The organism is Flavihumibacter sp. ZG627, from assembly GCF_000814325.1.
In the GTDB taxonomy this organism is placed as follows: Bacteria; Bacteroidota; Bacteroidia; order Chitinophagales; family Chitinophagaceae; genus Flavihumibacter.
This window is the reverse complement of the sequence record NZ_JPHF01000001.1, coordinates 729842-747402: the sequence shown is the minus strand read 5'-3', so window position 1 is coordinate 747402 and position 17561 is coordinate 729842. Positions and strand designations below refer to the sequence as shown.

The 17561-nt window shown below is 46.4% G+C and carries 15 protein-coding genes and 1 tRNA gene; 8 read left to right on the top strand and 8 right to left on the bottom strand.

Going from position 1 to position 17561, the window contains the following annotated elements; all coding sequences use genetic code 11:
* Positions 1-91: 91 nt before the first annotated feature.
* The 4 genes from HY58_RS03250 to HY58_RS03235 all read right to left on the bottom strand — a co-directional run bounded on the left by HY58_RS03250 (position 92) and on the right by HY58_RS03235 (position 3563).
* Positions 92-185 (bottom strand) — tRNA-Ser (locus HY58_RS03250).
* 124 nt (positions 186-309) lie between these two features.
* On the bottom strand, positions 310-1743 hold the full coding sequence (dnaA, locus tag HY58_RS03245) for a chromosomal replication initiator protein DnaA (protein WP_039127492.1): 1434 nt from the start codon (positions 1741-1743) through the stop codon (positions 310-312).
* A gap of 136 nt (positions 1744-1879) precedes the next feature.
* On the bottom strand, positions 1880-2815 hold the full coding sequence (locus HY58_RS03240) for a metallophosphoesterase (protein ID WP_039127491.1): 936 nt from the start codon (positions 2813-2815) through the stop codon (positions 1880-1882).
* Positions 2805-3563 (bottom strand): 5'-nucleotidase C-terminal domain-containing protein, encoded by a 759-nt coding sequence (locus HY58_RS03235; RefSeq protein ID WP_052323801.1) that lies wholly within the window; start codon positions 3561-3563, stop codon positions 2805-2807. Before HY58_RS03235 ends, HY58_RS03240 begins: the two co-directional genes overlap by 11 nt.
* A gap of 100 nt (positions 3564-3663) precedes the next feature.
* Between HY58_RS03235 and HY58_RS03230 the strand changes: the two genes are divergently transcribed.
* The 4 genes from HY58_RS03230 to HY58_RS03215 all read left to right on the top strand — a co-directional run bounded on the left by HY58_RS03230 (position 3664) and on the right by HY58_RS03215 (position 8178).
* A complete protein-coding gene (locus HY58_RS03230) occupies positions 3664-5229 on the top strand; it encodes an NAD(P)/FAD-dependent oxidoreductase (RefSeq protein ID WP_039127488.1) in 1566 nt (521 codons plus the stop codon).
* 74 nt (positions 5230-5303) lie between these two features.
* Positions 5304-6239 (top strand): ABC transporter ATP-binding protein, encoded by a 936-nt coding sequence (locus HY58_RS03225; protein ID WP_039127485.1) that lies wholly within the window; start codon positions 5304-5306, stop codon positions 6237-6239.
* Between the two features lie 15 nt (positions 6240-6254).
* Positions 6255-7565, top strand: a complete 1311-nt coding sequence (locus HY58_RS03220; RefSeq protein WP_039127481.1) for an ABC transporter permease — start codon at positions 6255-6257, stop codon at positions 7563-7565.
* Between the two features lie 85 nt (positions 7566-7650).
* Positions 7651-8178 (top strand): 2'-5' RNA ligase family protein, encoded by a 528-nt coding sequence (locus HY58_RS03215; protein WP_072037563.1) that lies wholly within the window; start codon positions 7651-7653, stop codon positions 8176-8178.
* Here HY58_RS03215 and HY58_RS03210 read toward each other — a convergent pair.
* The 3 genes from HY58_RS03210 to HY58_RS03200 are packed head-to-tail and all read right to left on the bottom strand — an operon-like array spanning position 8173 to position 10635.
* Complete coding sequence (locus HY58_RS03210; protein WP_039127475.1) at positions 8173-8592, bottom strand: carboxypeptidase-like regulatory domain-containing protein; 420 nt, start codon at positions 8590-8592, stop codon at positions 8173-8175. The two genes, HY58_RS03215 and HY58_RS03210, sit on opposite strands and share 6 nt — an antisense overlap.
* Positions 8593-8602: 10 nt before the next feature.
* Positions 8603-9556, bottom strand: coding sequence for a nitronate monooxygenase family protein (locus HY58_RS03205; RefSeq protein WP_039128007.1), 954 nt, complete (start codon positions 9554-9556; stop codon positions 8603-8605).
* A 17-nt stretch (positions 9557-9573) separates the two neighbouring features.
* Positions 9574-10635: a sugar phosphate nucleotidyltransferase gene (locus HY58_RS03200; protein ID WP_253271491.1), complete on the bottom strand. Its 1062-nt coding sequence runs from the start codon at positions 10633-10635 to the stop codon at positions 9574-9576.
* Between the two features lie 147 nt (positions 10636-10782).
* On the opposite strand from HY58_RS03200, the gene glyA reads away from it, so the two are divergent.
* From glyA to HY58_RS03175, 4 genes are all read left to right on the top strand, one after another.
* Positions 10783-12063 carry a serine hydroxymethyltransferase gene (gene glyA / locus HY58_RS03190; RefSeq protein ID WP_039127466.1) on the top strand — a complete coding sequence of 427 codons (1281 nt, stop codon included), beginning with the start codon at positions 10783-10785 and terminating at the stop codon, positions 12061-12063.
* A gap of 237 nt (positions 12064-12300) precedes the next feature.
* Positions 12301-12726 carry a DUF4293 domain-containing protein gene (locus HY58_RS03185; RefSeq protein WP_039127463.1) on the top strand — a complete coding sequence of 142 codons (426 nt, stop codon included), beginning with the start codon at positions 12301-12303 and terminating at the stop codon, positions 12724-12726.
* Between the two features lie 78 nt (positions 12727-12804).
* Complete coding sequence (locus tag HY58_RS03180) at positions 12805-13434, top strand: response regulator transcription factor (RefSeq protein ID WP_039127460.1); 630 nt, start codon at positions 12805-12807, stop codon at positions 13432-13434.
* A 136-nt stretch (positions 13435-13570) separates the two neighbouring features.
* Positions 13571-14413: a DUF5602 domain-containing protein gene (locus HY58_RS03175; protein WP_156123548.1), complete on the top strand. Its 843-nt coding sequence runs from the start codon at positions 13571-13573 to the stop codon at positions 14411-14413.
* Positions 14414-14501: 88 nt separating this feature from the next.
* Here the strand turns inward: HY58_RS03175 and uvrA are convergent, their stop codons facing one another.
* Positions 14502-17297 (bottom strand): excinuclease ABC subunit UvrA, encoded by a 2796-nt coding sequence (uvrA, locus tag HY58_RS03170; protein WP_039127452.1) that lies wholly within the window; start codon positions 17295-17297, stop codon positions 14502-14504.
* Between the last annotated feature and the right edge of the window lie 264 nt (positions 17298-17561).

The window sequence follows — 17561 nt, the reverse complement described above, 5'->3', positions numbered from 1 at the left end:
TAGATCTGCGTTTCGCGAATATTGAAGAATGACCGCCTTCGCTGTCTGCGTGCGCCAGAGCTTTAGCGGCGGCGCAAGCTTCGGCGGTCGCTGGCGGTGAGGGAGGGATTCGAACCCTCGGTACAAGTTTAAGCTCGTACAACGGTTTAGCAAACCGGCCCTTTCGGCCACTCAGGCACCTCACCTACCTGCCTTGAAACGGGTTCAAGGGGACGCAAAAATAGGGATTTAACTATTTATCTCCCAAAATTTTACGCTATATTTTTAGTGCTTTATCGGCATTGTAAATGCCGTCACCCGTATATGCAATTACAATGCCGCCAGCTGTACCTTCTGCTGCAACTCCATCACATTCTCCCTGAATACATTGTCTGTATCCATAAGATCCTTGACGGTCTGGCAGGAATGTATCACCGTAGTATGATCCCTTCCCCCAAAATGCTCGCCGATTGTTTTGAGTGAATTCTTAGTAAATGATTTTGCCAGGAACATAGTGATCTGGCGGGCCTGCACGATCTCGCGCTTCCGGGTCTTCTGCAATAATTTGTCGTAAGAAACATCGAAATAATCGCATACCATCTTCTGAATGGCTTCTATGGTGATCTCTTTTGAAGAGGTCTTCACGAAGTTACGGAGCACTTTCTTGGCCAAGTCTAGGTCTATTTCCCTTCGGTTAAGCGAAGACTGTGCCAAAAGTGATATCAGCGCCCCCTCCAGCTCCCGCACATTGCTGTTGATATTATACGCCAGGTACTTCACTACCTCCCTTGGCATATCCAACCCGTCATTCTTCATCTTCCGCTCCAATATATCTATACGGGTCTCATAATCAGGAACCTGCAGGTCGGCCGAAAGCCCCCACCTGAACCTGCTCAGCAAGCGCTCCTGTACTCCTTCAAGATCCTTGGGACTCTTATCTGAAGTTAGGATAAGCTGCTTGCCACTCTGGTGAAGATGGTTGAAGATCGCAAAGAAGGCATCCTGTGATTTCTCCGCCCGGTTGAAGAACTGTACATCATCAATGATGAGCACATCTATCAACTGGTAGAAATGAATAAAATCATTGATGGCATTATTGCGGCTATGATCTACAAACTGGTTGATGAACTTCTCCGAGCTCACATATAATACTACCTTGTTTGGATTGGATCGCTTTACATCGTTTCCGATGGCCTGGGCAAGATGCGTCTTACCCAATCCAACCCCTCCATATATCACCAGCGGATTAAAGGAATTGGCACCAGGCTTCTCCGCTACCGTTTTACCGGCCCTGCGGGCTACCCTGTTGCAATCTCCTTCTATATAGGCATCAAATGTATAGATAGGATTCAACTGCGGATCGATCTGCATTTTTTTCAGACCGGGAATAACAAAAGGATTCTTCACCGGATTGCTGATCACCAATGGAAAATCCATCTCATTGTTCGAATAAGTTTTATACCCGTGCGCGGGTATGTCCATCGTCAAAGGTTTATTCTTATGATTGCCACTATCAACCATGATCCGATATTCCAATTGCGCATCTTTACCCAAAACCCTGCGCAATGTTTTTGCTAACAGGTTAACGTAATGTTCTTCGAGATACTCATAAAAAAACTGACTGGGTACCTGGATCACTAATACGGTGCTCTTGAGTTCAACGGGCTTAATTGGCTCGAACCATGTTTTGAAATGCTGCCACTCCACGATATCCTTGATGATCTCCAGACAACTATTCCAGACTGTATCTAAGGTTTTGGTCATTTCTGAACGAGCAGTTTTAATAATGTGTTGCAAACTATTTCTCCGAATTTCATCCTCTACAACATACAAAAAATGTTATAGAAAAAAGTAACGTAGGGGGACGAATATCAAATATTTTCGTTGAAAAAAAAATTTTTTACTCACTTGTTTTTTTGCCAATAACAACAGTGTGCGAAGCCTCCAAATTTTTTCTTTTATTCCGCTGAAACGCAAAGTCCATGCGGCCTAGAACGATTCCACCCCACCCTACCTGGTTCACTATCACATCATCCCCGCTTTTATTTTTATACACAACAGGTGCATCAAAAAACGTATGTGTATGACCGCCTATTACTAAATCTATGTGGTCACTCTCCTTCGCAAACACTTCATCACTCACTTTATTATCTCTGTATTTTGCGCCAAGATGACTAAGACAGATCACCATATCACATCCCTCCTTCTTCTTAAGATGCTCCGCAACCCTTGTCGCCTCTTTCACCGGGTCGAGATATCGCGTTGCACCATATAAGTTTTCAGGCACAAGACCTTTCAACTCAATTCCTACACCCGTTATACCTACTTTTAATTTGCCTTTCTTAAATATCTTATAAGGTATCGCCTTATGCTCCATTGGAGTATGACTAAAATCATAATTACTCAGCAGCACCGGAAAATTTGCATGCATCAACTGATTGGCAAAGTTCTCAAGCCCCGCATCAAAATCATGATTGCCCATGGTACACGCATCATATCCCATCGCCGCCATTGCTTTCATCTCGGGCTCGCCCTTATAGAAATTAAAATAGGGTGTGCCCTGGAATATATCACCCGCATCCAATAATAATACCTGGCTTCCTTCTGCCCTCACCTGCTTTATCCGTTCAGCCCGCGCAGCCACACCCCCAAGACCCTGGTTGCGACCGCCATCCATCGGAAATGGTTCCAGCCTGCTATGTACATCATTGGTATGTAATATCACCAGCTTCTGCGCCGCTTCTTCCGCCATCACCTCACTCATCAATGAATTGCCCGCAACAAGCGCACCGGCCGTGAGTGCCGTCTTCTGTATAAAATTTCTTCTAGTCAGCATATTTAATCCTTGTTTCCGCTGGTCCGTTAATTTTTTCTCCTCTCTCTGCAAAAGCACTGAAATATTTTATCAGCGCATCTCTTAGAAGATAGCCCTTGTTCTCCTGCCTGATGGCTTTCAGCATTTCCATATCATCACCACCATTGGCTACATAATCTGAATTGGCCACCACATATGTTTTTGAAATATCAAATGGCTGTCCGCCGATCATTATATCCACCGCCTTCTTGTCTTTAATAGTATAGGTGATACCACTGGCAGGCCATCCATTTCTTTTGGCGATATTATCCATCATCTCTTTGAATACAGTGCCTGGCAGTCGCTGTATGATCAGCAGGTTGTCAAAGGGCATCAACTCATATACATTGCCGAGATGAACATCGCCCGGAAGCATCTGGTTAACCCTGATGCCGCCATAATTAATAAAGGCAACATCAACCGGTACTCCATACAAGCGGGTGGCCTCTGCTTTCACCGCATCGGTCATAAGATTGCCCAACCTGCTTTGCGGTAATGCCTTCTCATGAACTTCCCCCATCTGACCGATCACCTTCTTCATGCTTTGTCCCACTGTTGCTGAATAGGGCTCCAGCATCTGCTGCATTTCTTTTGAAGTTCCGGCAGCGGGTTTCACCTGCACTTTCTCATAAGCAACGCTGGCCGGCTGGTAATAGGTACTGCAGGAAACCAGGATTGCCGCCAACGGCATTATATATACGATAAATTTCTTACGGAGGGAATATTGCATACTCGTGTTAAAAGGTACAAATATTATGCTTATTATCTTTTTCCTGCCAACCAATTTCGCCGAAAGATTAATTTTGCTGTTTTAGGATAAATACCTAACCATGCAACAACAATTCACGATACAGGTGAGTCCTGCCGAAGCAGAGAACCACCAGCATATCAGCGCCTATCTTGCCACGGCGGCAGGAAAAAAACGGGAAGCAATTACAGGTTTCCATATACTCCGCAAATCGATCGATGCCCGCGGCCGGCAGGTTCGCATCAATCTTACCCTCAACGTTTTTATTGATGAGCCCTTCCACCAGCGCAGCATAAATACTATTTCTTTTCCTGATGTTCGGCAGGCGCGGCATGCTGTTATTATTGTTGGTGCCGGACCCTGCGGACTATTTGCTGCACTGCAGCTACTTGAAAAAGGTATCCGCCCCATCATCCTCGAAAGGGGAAAAGATGTAAGGGCAAGGCGTCGTGATCTTGCTGCACTCAATAAGGAGGGAGAGGTGAATCCCGACAGCAACTATTGTTTTGGAGAAGGCGGTGCCGGTACATATAGCGATGGAAAACTTTATACCCGCAGTAATAAACGTGGCAGTATCGACCGCATCCTTAACCTCTTTGTTCAGTTTGGTGCCGATGAGAGAATTCTCTATGAAGCCCATCCGCATATCGGCACTAATAAATTACCGAATATCATGGTGGCCATGCGCCAGCAAATACTGGCTGCCGGCGGGGAGTTCCATTTTGAACAAAAGGTGAGCGCTTTCAATATTAAAGAGGGAAGGATAACCGGTGTACTAACAGCTTCGGGCAACCGCTTTGATGCCGCTGCAGTGATCCTCGCCACTGGTCACTCCGCCCGCGATATTTTTCAATTGCTCCATCTGCAGCAGATACTCATCGAGGCCAAACCTTTTGCGCTGGGTGTTCGCATAGAACACCCGCAGGAGCTGATCGACAGTATCCAGTATCATTGTTCCACGCGCTCAGAATTTCTTCCCCCCGCCTCTTATAATCTTGTTCAGCAGGTAGGTGGCCGCGGCGTATTTTCTTTCTGTATGTGTCCCGGTGGTATCATTGCTCCCGCTGCCACCAGTCCCGGTGAACTGGTAGTTAATGGATGGAGCCCCTCTAAAAGAAATAACCCCTATGCAAACTCCGGCATGGTGGTTTCTATAGAGGAAAAGGATTATGGCAACCAGGCCGGAGCCCTCTCTGCCATGCATTTCCAGCAGCAGGTAGAGAAAAAGGCCTTTGATGCCGGCGGTGGAAAATTTGTTGCGCCGGCACTGCGAATGCCCGACTTCATCACCAGGAAAATCTCTTCCACCCTTCCCCCCTGCTCCTATTTACCCGGCGTGCATGCAGCACCGCTCTGGGATGTTCTCCCCGGCTTTGTTTACAAGAGCCTGGCAGAGGGTTTCAAAGCTTTCGGACAGAAGATGCGCGGCTACTATAGCCAGGAAGCCATCGTAGTGGCTACTGAATCAAGGACCTCTTCGCCTGTTCGCATTCCCCGACACCCGCTTTCATTAGAACACCCGCAAATAAAGGGATTGTATCCTGCTGGCGAAGGTGCCGGTTATGCAGGCGGTATCGTGAGCGCGGCCATGGACGGTGAAAAGATCGCCCTTCAACTGGTGGAATTATTCACCAGAAAAGATTCCTGACCATTTATGTAATATATCTTCCCAATCTGCATCTAACAGATTGTTCCTTTTACTTTTGAACCTAAACCTAGACTATGTCCTTACTGGAAGTTCGCAATCTCAAAAAATTTTATGCTACGCAAAAAGCGGTGGATGATATCAGCTTCTCCATCGAGCGTGGAACCATCTTTGGTTTACTTGGACCAAATGGCGCTGGTAAAACAACCCTGCTCCGCATGATCACCGGCATCTTCTATCCGGATGAGGGCTCTATCATCTTTGATGGCAAGCCTTTTCATGCTACCGATGATATCCTCAAGATCGGCTACATGCCAGAAGAGAGAGGTCTCTATAAAAAGATGAAGATCGGCGACCAGGCCGTATACCTGGCCCAGCTTAAGGGATTACCAAAAGCAGAAGCCATCGAAAAAGTTAAGCACTGGTTTGAAAAATTCGAGATGCAGAGCTGGTGGGGTAAGAAGGTGGAAGACCTCAGTAAGGGCATGGGACAAAAACTTCAGTTCGTCACCACCGTACTGCATGAACCCAAACTGATCATTCTCGATGAGCCCTTCAGCGGTCTCGATCCCGTGAACGCCAACCTTATCAAAGAAGAGATCTTCCAACTCGCTAAAAGAGGCGCTACCGTTATCTTCAGCACCCACCGCATGGAACAGGTGGAAGAGATCTGCGACCAGATCATCCTGGTAAACAAGGGAAAGAAGATACTGGATGGAAAAGTTGATGCCATTCGCCAGCAGTACAAGGAAAACCTCTTCAGGCTTACCACCGACGGTCCGCACCCCGTGAACGCAACAGAAGGATTTAAAATTCTGCAACAGGAGGGCGAAGAATGGGTGATACAGCTTCAACCACAGGCAAATACAAACGAAGTTCTGAAGCAACTGATAAATGCCGGTGTTCCCATCCGCGGATTCCAGGAAGAGCTGCCCACCCTGAATGATATCTTCATCAGGCTGGTAAAAGGAAGTCATGTAGCATCTAGAGAATTCCAGTCAACCAACGTTTAACACTAACCGAAATCCATGAACAAGATATTGATCATCATACAAAGGGAATTTTTAAGCAGGGTACAGAAAAAGACCTTCCTGCTTTCCACCATACTATTACCCGTCCTGATCTTTGGCTTTTATGCCATGATCATTTATTTCAGCGTGAAATCTGACGACAAACTTCATGTTGCCGTTGCCGGCAACAGCGGCCAGTTGAAAGAATACCTGAAAGACGACAGCAATCTTAAATTCAGTTTTCTCCCCAGCGCCGACGTGGCAGTTTTGCAGAAGGAAGTGAATGAAAAAAAATATACCGGCTATATTATTGTTCCCGATGGCTTCAAAGGCAATAAAGGCGATAGCCTGGTGTACTCCAGCAATTCTAGTGTTGGACTGATGACCCAGGATAAAATTGAAGACAAACTTAACGCTGCCCTTGATAAGGTGCGGCTCCAGCACCTGCTTGCTCCCGGCGTTACGGTTCAGCAGGTGGACAGCTCAAAGGCCGGCATCGATCTGAAGGTTTCAAAAGAAGGTGGTAAAACAGGTAATACAGGATTCGCCTATGGACTTGGTTTTATCAGCGGCATCCTGATCTATATGATACTATTTATTTATGGTGCCATGGTTATGCGCGGCGTGATGGAAGAGAAGACCAGTCGAATTGCCGAAGTGATGGTGAGCAGCGTAAAGCCCTTCCAGCTTATGATGGGAAAGATTCTGGGTATCGGCGCAGTGGGACTGGTTCAGTTTCTGATATGGGGAGTACTCATGATGGCCCTGCAGCTATTGCTTCCCGTTATCTTCCCCCAACTGCTCGACACAGCCGCATCGCAGGTAGGCGGCATGCAGGCTATGGGTGGTAATTCTAAACAATTGGAAATGGTGCGTTCTATCATGAACAACCTCAATGAAGTGAATATCGGAATGATACTGGTGCTCTTCATATTTTATTTCATGGGCGGTTACCTGCTTTATTCTTCCCTGTTTGCAGCAGTGGGTAGTGCCGTGAATGAAGATCCGCAGGATGCTCAGCAACTGATGCTGCCCATCACCATGCCCATCATCTTCTCTTTCGTGATCATGACACAGGCTATTAATAAACCTGATGGCGGACTCGCACTTTTCGGAAGTCTGTTTCCACTTTCATCACCTATCGTAATGATGGCCCGCCTTCCCTATGGCGTTCCGGGATGGCAGATCGCCCTCTCACTGGCTTTGCTGGTACTGGGTTTCCTCGGAACAACATGGCTTGCCGCAAGGATCTATCGTACCGCTATTTTGATGTATGGTAAGAAGCCCACGTGGAAGGAGATGTGGAAGTGGGCGGCAAGGGGGGAGTGATGGAGTGGTGGAGGGATGGAATGGAGGGATGGAGAGATGGAGGGATGGAAGAGACTAAGAAATGCAGATGTTTTTTATAGCGATTTTGGCTTCACAAGAAATTGAGGAGCAGGTCAGCCAATATAAACATTGGATGAAGGAGCACTATGGTTGTAAAGTGGCGATGAAATCACCCGCTCATATAACCCTGGTTGCTCCTTTTTCTACTGACGCCGATACTTTAAAAAACGTGGAGGCATTGCTGCAAAATTTTGTGCAGATACAAATTCCCTTGGAGATTGAAGTGGGTGGATTCGGCAGTTTTGATAAGAGAGTGATCTTCCTGAAAGTAAAAGAGAACCACTTACTCAATTCCTGTTATAATAAATTGAATCATGAAATGCATGCACAGTTACCCGAATTGATCAGGCTGGAGAAAAGACGTTTCCATCCGCATATTACAATTGCCAATCGCGATATACCTCTAAGCGGATTTAAAGATGCATTTGCTTATTTCAATAGCATTAACTACAACGCAAACTTTACTGCGCATAAAATTACATTGCTCCAACTGGAACCGGATAAGTGGAAGACGAAAGCTGATTTTTTATTGAAGGGAATTGATGGCTTATAAAATTCCATCGATCAGTCGCAATGCAGGATACTCCATCTCAATATCGGGAATGATACCTGATTTATCCATATACATATCTACATTGAGCTTATGCAGGAATCCTTCCTTAACGGCCACAGGCTCTTTGCGGATCATGCGATATCCTTTCTTCTCGAACTGCAGCGATACATCACCGGTAGGAACCTGCTTTAACCTGAAATAACCATCCGCATCTGTTGCCACTTCTACTGCTGCTCCTTTCCTGGATGCTGAACTGGCAGACACAACCACTCCCGCCACCGGCTTTTTTGTATTGCCATCAACTACATATCCATGAACCACTCCCTCATTTGGTTTGCCATTACCACCTGTTGCATAAACGCCCTGGCTAAGGAATAACAAACCTAACAGTCCCACGATGTTTCGAATTCTCATCAGCTCCGTTTTATTGATAGTTGAATGGCGTCCTCACAGCATCTTCAAAGCCTCTCCATAAATTTCGGATAATTTCTTTAGCCGGAAGAATATCTTTTACCAGCGCACTCACCTGCCCGATCTCCAGCTCTCCTTCCTGCAGATCACCTTCAAACATACCCTTCTTCGCCCTCGCCCTGCCCAACAATGTCTTCAGTTCCTCATCCGACGCGCCCCTTTGCTCTGCCTCAAATACTTCCTGGAAAAACTTATTCTTCATCAGCCTAACCGGCACCAGCTTTTTCATGCTCAGCATGGTATCGCCCTCACTGGTACTGATCACCGCTTTTTTGAAATCGGGGTGACTGGATGCTTCCTCGGAGGCAACAAATCTTGTTCCCACCTGAACACCATCTGCCCCAAGTACCATGGCGGCAAACATCTGTCGCCCGGTTGCTATTCCACCGGCGGCTATAACGGGTATCTTCACTGCCGATGCTACCGCAGGCACCAGCACAAAACTGGTGGTCTCCTCCCTACCATTATGTCCCCCCGCTTCAAAACCCTCCGCCACCACGGCATCACATCCCGCCGACTCTGCTTTCTGCGCAAACTTACTGCTGCTCACCACATGCACCACCGTGATACCTTTTTCTTTCAATATGGATGTCCATGTTTTGGGATTACCCGCAGAGGTAAAAACGATCTTCACACCCTCCGCAATAATGATCTGCATCAGCTTTTCTATATCGGGATAGAGCAGCGGCACATTCACCCCGAAAGGTTTGTCGGTAGCTTCTTTGCATTTGCGGATATGATGTATGAGCACATCAGGATACATACTGCCGGCACCAAGGAGTCCAAGCCCGCCGGCATTACTAACGGCAGAGGCTAATCGCCATCCGCTGGCCCAGATCATTCCGGCCTGGATGATCGGATATTCAATTCCGAAAAGGGAAACAATGCGGTTATTGGAAAGGTCCATGGTTGAAGGTTTGTCCACTATCTTTTTCCCAGGTCTATCTCGGTATTATCACCAATATTCAGACTCCTGCTCTCACCTCTTACCTCGGTATCAGACCCGATCAGCGAATGGGTAAGCACGATATCTTTCAGGTCGGCAAAACTTCCTATGATCGAATCCTTGATGATGGAATCTGTTATGGTAACACATTCGCCGATGGAAACATTGGGCCCAATGATACTATTGGTGATATCACATCCCGATGCAATACTTACAGGAGGGATGATGATGGTATTTTCAAACTGGTGCTCGGCCGAAATATTCTGACCCATCTTCCTGAGCAATGTGGCATTGCTTTCAAGGAGGGTTTCCTTCTTGCCACAGTCGAACCAGTTCTGCACTTTCACCGCCTTGATGAGTGTTCCCCCGCCGATCATGCACTCAAGGGCATCGGTGAGGTTGAACTCCCCATAAGAAGTGAGTCCCTGTTTGAGATTATTATCCAGGCATTCAAACATCAGCGGTGTTTCGCGGATACGATAGATACCTACCAGCGCCATATTAGACTTAGGGATCTGTGGTTTCTCCACCACCCGGGTGATGATACCGTCTTCACCGATCTCGGCAACCCCGAAATCGCGGGGGTCATCAACCCTTTTCACACAGAGCACACTCTGGCTGCTCTCAATAACACCACGAACATCATATTCACAGATACTATCGCCCAGCACAATGATCACCTCATCATCTGCCACTTTCTCACGGGTGAGGAGGATGGCATGGCCAATGCCAAGGCGGTCGTTCTGCTGTATAAAATGCGTCTTGAGATGAGGGTACTTCTCTTCTACGAAATCCTGGATCTTATCGCCCAGGTAGCCTATGATAAAGATGAATTCGTTAACGCCCGCATCAACCAGCTGGTCTATAATGATGCCCAGGATACTTTTTCCCGCGAGTGGAATAAGTGCCTTTGGCTGGGTATATGTATGGGGTCGCAACTTGGTGCCGGCACCGGCTACGGGAATGATCGCTTTCATGCGGAGGTAAAAATAGGAAAAAAATATCCAGCCATGAGCAAAATCAGTTGATCGCCTGACCATTGTAAGCATATTAAGGATCTTAATGATGCACCTTTACACTTCGTTGATAGTTGCAGTTGGTTAAATAAAAAGGCCATCCCTTTCGGGACGGCCTTTTGTCTTATTATTCTGCAGCGGATGCCGTATTTTTGCGCCAAATTTTTATTCATGCAACAAGATGCTGTAGTCTTTGATCTCATCCGCAAGGAACTGGAACGCCAACGTCATGGTATTGAGCTGATCGCTTCTGAAAACTTCACCTCCCTGCAGGTTATGCAGGCAATGGGAAGTGTTCTTACCAATAAATATGCTGAAGGTTATCCGGGACGGCGCTATTATGGCGGCTGCGAGATCGTTGACCAGACTGAGCAACTGGCTATCGACCGCATCAAAGAAGCCTTCGGTTGTGAATATGCGAATGTGCAACCCCATAGCGGCGCCCAGGCCAATGCCGCCGTTATGCTGGCCATCCTTCAACCCGGCGATAATATCCTGGGCCTCGACCTCAGCATGGGCGGTCACCTCACCCATGGATCAGCAGTGAACTTTTCCGGTAAACTCTACAATCCGCATTTCTATGGCGTGGTAAGAGAAACCGGGCTGGTGGATTATGATATGCTGGAGCAGCAGGCCCGCGCTGTAAAACCCAAACTGATCATCTGTGGTGCTTCTGCTTATAGCCGCGACTGGGATTATGCGCGCATCAGGAAAGTTGCCGATGAAGTTGGTGCATTTGTAATGTGCGATATGGCCCACCCCGCCGGACTCATCGCCAAAGGCCTGCTGAACTCGCCTTTTGAACATTGTCATTTTGTTACTTCCACTACCCATAAAACACTCCGCGGACCAAGAGGGGGTATCATCCTTATGCACAAGGATTTTGAAAACACACTTGGGCTCAAAGATGTAAAAGGCAATATCCGCCTGATGAGCAACCTGCTCGATATGGCTGTTTTCCCCGGCACCCAGGGTGGTCCGCTGGAACATGTTATTGCCGCTAAAGCTGTTGCCTTCGGTGAACTGCTCAGTGATGAATTCACCAGCTATGCAAAACAGATCGTGGAGAACGCGCAGGCCATGTCGACAGCACTGGTGAGCCGTGATTATAAGATCATCAGCGATGGAACCGATAACCACCTCATGCTGATAGATCTCCGCAATAAAAATATCAGTGGTAAAAAAGCCGAGCAGGCTCTCGGAAAGGCAGAGATCACCCTGAATAAGAATATGGTTCCCTTTGATGATAAAAGCGCCTTCGTTACCTCCGGTATTCGGGTAGGCGTACCTGCTATCACCAGCAGGGGCATGAAAGCAGAGCATATGGAGTTTGTGGTTGACGCTATCGACAGGGTATTGATGAACCCCGATGATGAAGCGCTGCTGGGCAATATCAGGATGGAAGTGACTGAATTCATGCAGCAGTTCCCCCTCTATCCTGAACTGGGCTGATCAATTCATCCCCGCAATTAATTAATTCATACAACAGAACCGCAGGTGCCTATAACTGCGGTTACTGGCATCCCGAATCTTATATCGAGGGTATTATGCAGCGTCAGCATTATAAGACCACGGCCCTGAGCAATGACCGGTATAATTATGCAGAGGTGGCCCTTTATTATTACCAGTTACAACAGCATATCCGCTGAAGGGCATTTTCTATATCTTTACGCCCAATAATAAAGACCTATGATTCAACGTGTACAAACGATCTGGCTGGCCGCGGCCGCCATTTGTGGTTTTGCCATGGCCAATACTCCTCTTTTTACTGCAACACTTGCCGACCAGTCAAAGCGAAGCATTCTTGCCGCAGAAAGCCTGCTGGCCTTTGCGCTGGCCGTAGGAATTGCTGTTCTTTCTACCGTGGCAATTTTCATGTACAAGAATCGTAAGACACAATATAAGATGGCGATCATAGGCGCGTTTCTCTCGGCCATAGTGATTGGATTACAGGTCTGGTACATCGAAGATTTTAAAAAAGAGAACGCCATCATTCAGGGAACTTATCAGTGGGGTGGATTATTACCCATCGCCATGATGATCTTTCTCTTCCTGGCATCAGGCGGTATTCGTAAAGATGAGAAGCTGATCAAAAGTCTCGATCGCCTCAGGTAATAGGATCTACCCTGCAATAAAAAATTTATCCCCCTTTGGAGGATTTCTTTGAGGCATTTCCGGTAATAACTTCCGTTAATGCGCAAAGGAATAATCATATTCGAAAGCGATACTGCCATCAGGAAAGTCTTTGATTCATTGCTTCTGGAAATGGAGGAATATGAATTGACAGGCCATTACAAAAGCTGCAAGGATATTTTTGTGATCACCCACATAAAGCAACCCGCCATTGTTCTGCTTGACCTCGACATGCATACAAAAGACATCATCACCAATATTCAGCAGATCAAAGATGCATGTCCCGATACTTCCATTATTAGTTTTTCATCTGTGGAAGAAGAAGATAAAATATTCCTCTGTCTATGCGCTGGGGCCAATGGGCATCTCAACAAATCAACAACACCGGATGCTTTGAACAGCGCCATGAAGATGGTGCTTGATGGTGGGGCCCCTATGAGCCAGACACTGGCCATAAAACTCTTCAATAGTTTCCAGGATGCAAACAAAAAAAACAGCTATAAACTTTCACACCACGAACACTGCATTCTTAAACTACTTTCAAGGGGCCACGGCAGCAAACAGATCGCTGAAGAACTGAATATGGCAATAGGATCAGTTCGTGTACACATAAAAAATATCTACCTGAAACTGCAGGTAACATCAGCAAAAGAAGCCATCGCCAGGGCTATTGAGGAAAAAATTATTTAAGCACTCACCTTTATGGGTTATTTTGATATGATAATTATATTGTATAACTTAGAAGTATTCCGAACCGTTTGATCCCTCAACAATATCCCTCCCTCTTTTTACTACCTTATCATTCATCTTTTTAAACCAAATGGTTATGAATCATTTTAATTTAAAGCCGTTTCTAATGCTTTTCTGCGGAGGAATTATGTTTGCTTCCTGCCAGAAAGAATCACTTGAAAGTTCAGTGCGGCTGTCAGAAGACGGCTCCCTCCTAAACCAGTCGGAAACTAAATCCAACACTTTCAAAGGGCCACAGGTTGACTGGGGTCATGGCCATGCAAGATCATGGATTACGCTTACCCACGACGGTGTTCCGGTTGAAATTGGTGTTGAAATAACCGGCGATGCCATCAATACCCTCGGCACAGATCCCGATGCTATTGAAAATCACCACACCACGGTTCTCCCTCTTCACCAGAAAGCTATTGCCGCCACTGCCTTTGAGCATATCGGCATCAACTGGAACCCGGAGGGTCACCTTCCCCCAGGAGTATTTACAGTTCCCCATTTTGATTTGCATTTTTATATGATCACCAATGAGGAAAGAATGGCTATCCCAACGTATGCTTCTGATCCAACAGGATTTGATGACCAGCCCGAGGGAGATTATGCGCCGCAACAATACTTTAATCCTCCTTTTGGCGGAACCGCTGAACCCCAGATGGGCGCACATTGGGTTCCGGTAAACCTGGGCGCTTTTTTACCTTTCAATAAAATCATGATCTATGGTTCCTATGCAGGAAAAGTGCATTTTATTGAGCCCATGATAACACTCGATTATCTTATGGCCAATAACAGTATGAACAATGTTTTCCCAACACCACTTGCGTACCCTGAACCGGGTTATTATCCATCTGCCTATAATATGTGGCATGATGAAAAGCATGATCGTTACTATGTTTCACTAAGCAACTTCATAAAATTCCCGCTTGAATAAGCGCAGATACCAGAACACCATTGACCTTTCTGATTTCAACTGGCATATGTTCCATATGCCAGTTTTTTTTTGCGCGGGGATCTCATCTTTAGAGAAACTGTCCGGTCTTACTTTCCTTAACTTTTTTTAATCCCGCCGGTAATCCGGCATACACAAGCGTTCCTCCACCGTCACCGGCTTCCGGACCAAGGTCAATCACCCAGTCGGCGCTTTTGATAACATCGGTATTATGTTCAATTACCAGTATGGTATGTCCCTGCTCTACCAATGCATTAAAGGAAGCCAGGAGTTTTTTGATATCATGAAAATGCAGTCCGGTAGTAGGCTCGTCAAATATAAAAAGTATATGCCCCTGCGCCCTTCCCCTTCCCAGGAAAGAGGCAAGCTTCACACGCTGCGCCTCTCCACCTGATAAGGTGTCCGACGATTGTCCAAGTTTCACATAACCCAACCCCACTTCACTTAGTGGCCTGATCTTATTTAATATATCTTTTTCATCGGCAAAAAATTCAAGCGCTTCTTCCACGCTCATCTCCAGCACCTCGTAAATATTCTTTTCTTTATACGTTACCTCAAGCACTTCTTCCTTAAACCTTTTTCCCCCACATACTTCGCAGGTAAGATGAACATCGGCGAGGAACTGCATTTCCACTACCTGTTCGCCTTCTCCTTTGCAGGCATCACACCTGCCTCCGTCAACGTTAAATGAAAAATGCTTGGGCAAAAAGCCCCGCGTTTTGCTGAGGCCCTGTGAAGAATAGAGATCGCGGATGCCATCCCATGCCTTGATATATGTTACCGGGTTACTGCGTGATGACTTACCGATGGGGTTCTGGTCTACCATCTCCACCTGTGTGATGAAATCAATATCGCCTTCTATTGATCGGTGCATACCCACTTTCTCAGCAGCCTCTCCTTTTATCTTCAGCAGGGCGGGATAGAGGATCTGTTTTACCAGGGTGGTCTTTCCGCTGCCACTAACCCCACTCACAACGGTGAAAACACCCAGCGGAATTTCAACATCAATATTCTGCAGGTTATGCTGACGCGCGCCTTTCACGGTAATCGACCGCCGCCATTTTCTAACTGCTGCAGGTGGCTCGATGGCCAGTTTGCCGGTAAGGTATTTACCGGTTAGGCTTTCCTTGTTTTTTACGATGGCATTATAATCGCCGGCGGCAACCACTTCGCCACCGAGGTGACTGGCGAGTGGACCCATATCTATTATATGGTCGGCTTCCCGCATCATCATTTCATCATGTTCCACCACCACTACCGTATTGCCAAGATCGCGAAGCGATTTCAGTACAGTGATAAGTCTTTCTGTATCCCTGGAATGCAACCCGATGGAGGGCTCATCCAGAATATACAATGAGTTGGTGAGATTGCTTCCCAGGCTGCGGGTTAGCTGTATACGCTGGCTTTCACCACCACTGAGTGAATTTGCTAGTCGCGACAGGGTGAGGTATCCAAGTCCAACATCCATCAGCGTGCCTACCCTTGTTTCAATCTCCAGCAATATCCTTTTTGCCACCTGCTTATCATAGTCGCTCAGTTCGAGTTCCTTAAACCACTGCTGCAGGTCGCGCACCGGCAATTCACAGAGTTCACCAATATGTTTTCCCCCAACTTTCACGTAGAGCGCTTCTTTACGAAGTCGGTAACCCTCACAGTCGGGGCAGGTAGTGCGGCCGCGGAAACGCGATAGTAGTACACGGTACTGAACTTTATAAAGATTCTGTTCTACCTCTTTAAAGAAATCATCTATTCCCAGGGCGGGACTAACGCCCTTCCATAAATGACGGTATTGTTCTTTGGTGAGATCGGCTATGGCTTTGTGAATAGGAAACCCGGTACTGCGGGCCGCCTTGATGAATTGTTCTTTCCACCATCCAAGTTTCTCTCCCTTCCAGGGGGCAACGGCGCCTTCGTATACACTTAACCGTTTATCGGGAATAACCAGGTCCTCATCTATGCCAAGCACTTGAGAAAACCCTTCACAGGTTGGGCAGGCACCAAATGGATTATTGAAAGAGAAAAGGTTGGGAACGGGTTCTTCAAAAACAAGTCCGTCAAGTTCAAACCTGTTACTGAATGGAAGAGATTCCTTTTCATTAATGCGTAGTAACATTTCACCTTCCCCCTCATAAAATGCTGTACTAACGGAGTCAGCCATACGATGCAGATCATCCTCTGTAAATTCTTTCACAACAAGCCTATCTACCAGCAGGAATGCCGGCTTCTTTGGTGTGGGATTCCATGGCTTCCCTGCCGCATAACTTTCCAGCAGATCTTCAATGCGAAGTACTTCACCATTATAAAGTCTGCTGAATCCTTTTTGTAAGAGAATGCTCAACTCCTCTTCCACTGACCTGTTATGGTGCTGGCGGAAAGGAACGAGTACCAATATCTTATCGCCTTCTTTTCCTCCCTGGATGGCCTTCACAACATCTGTTACATCATCCTTGCGCACTTCGCGGCCCGATACCGGTGATATTGTTTTTCCTGCCCTGGCGAATAGCAGCCGCAGGTAATCATATATCTCTGTCATGCTGCCAACTGTAGAGCGGGGTGTTCGGGTGATCACTTTTTGTTCGATGGCAATGGCGGGACAAAGACCTTTGATATAATCCACATCGGGCTTATTCATCCGCATCATGAACTGTCTTGCATATGCGCTCAGACTTTCGGCATAGCGGCGCTGCCCTTCTGCAAAAAGTGTATCGATGGTTAGAGATGATTTTCCTGAACCAGAAACGCCGGTCACAACAACCAGCTTATTACGCGGAATGGTAACGTCTATATTTTTAAGGTTGTGAACCCTTGCACCTTTAATGAATATATCATTGGTAGCTATAACGGGAGGTAACACTGCTTGCTTCATACTAGATCACAAAAGTATTGGAATAAACTATGCCTATGATAACAGCAGAAAAAGGGTTTGGTTATTTATTGTGCAGAAGCGAAAATTTAATTTAGTATGGCCGCAGAAAAAAAGTTTTCACAAAATCTTGTTTTATATAAAAAAATATTATCTTGGTATTCAATTACGTCCTATTAGAAAAACCTAAAACTCACGCCTATAGTACATCTACTACACTGACCGTATTTTTCCCTAGACAATTTCCCAATATCCCTTTTTTGCTTA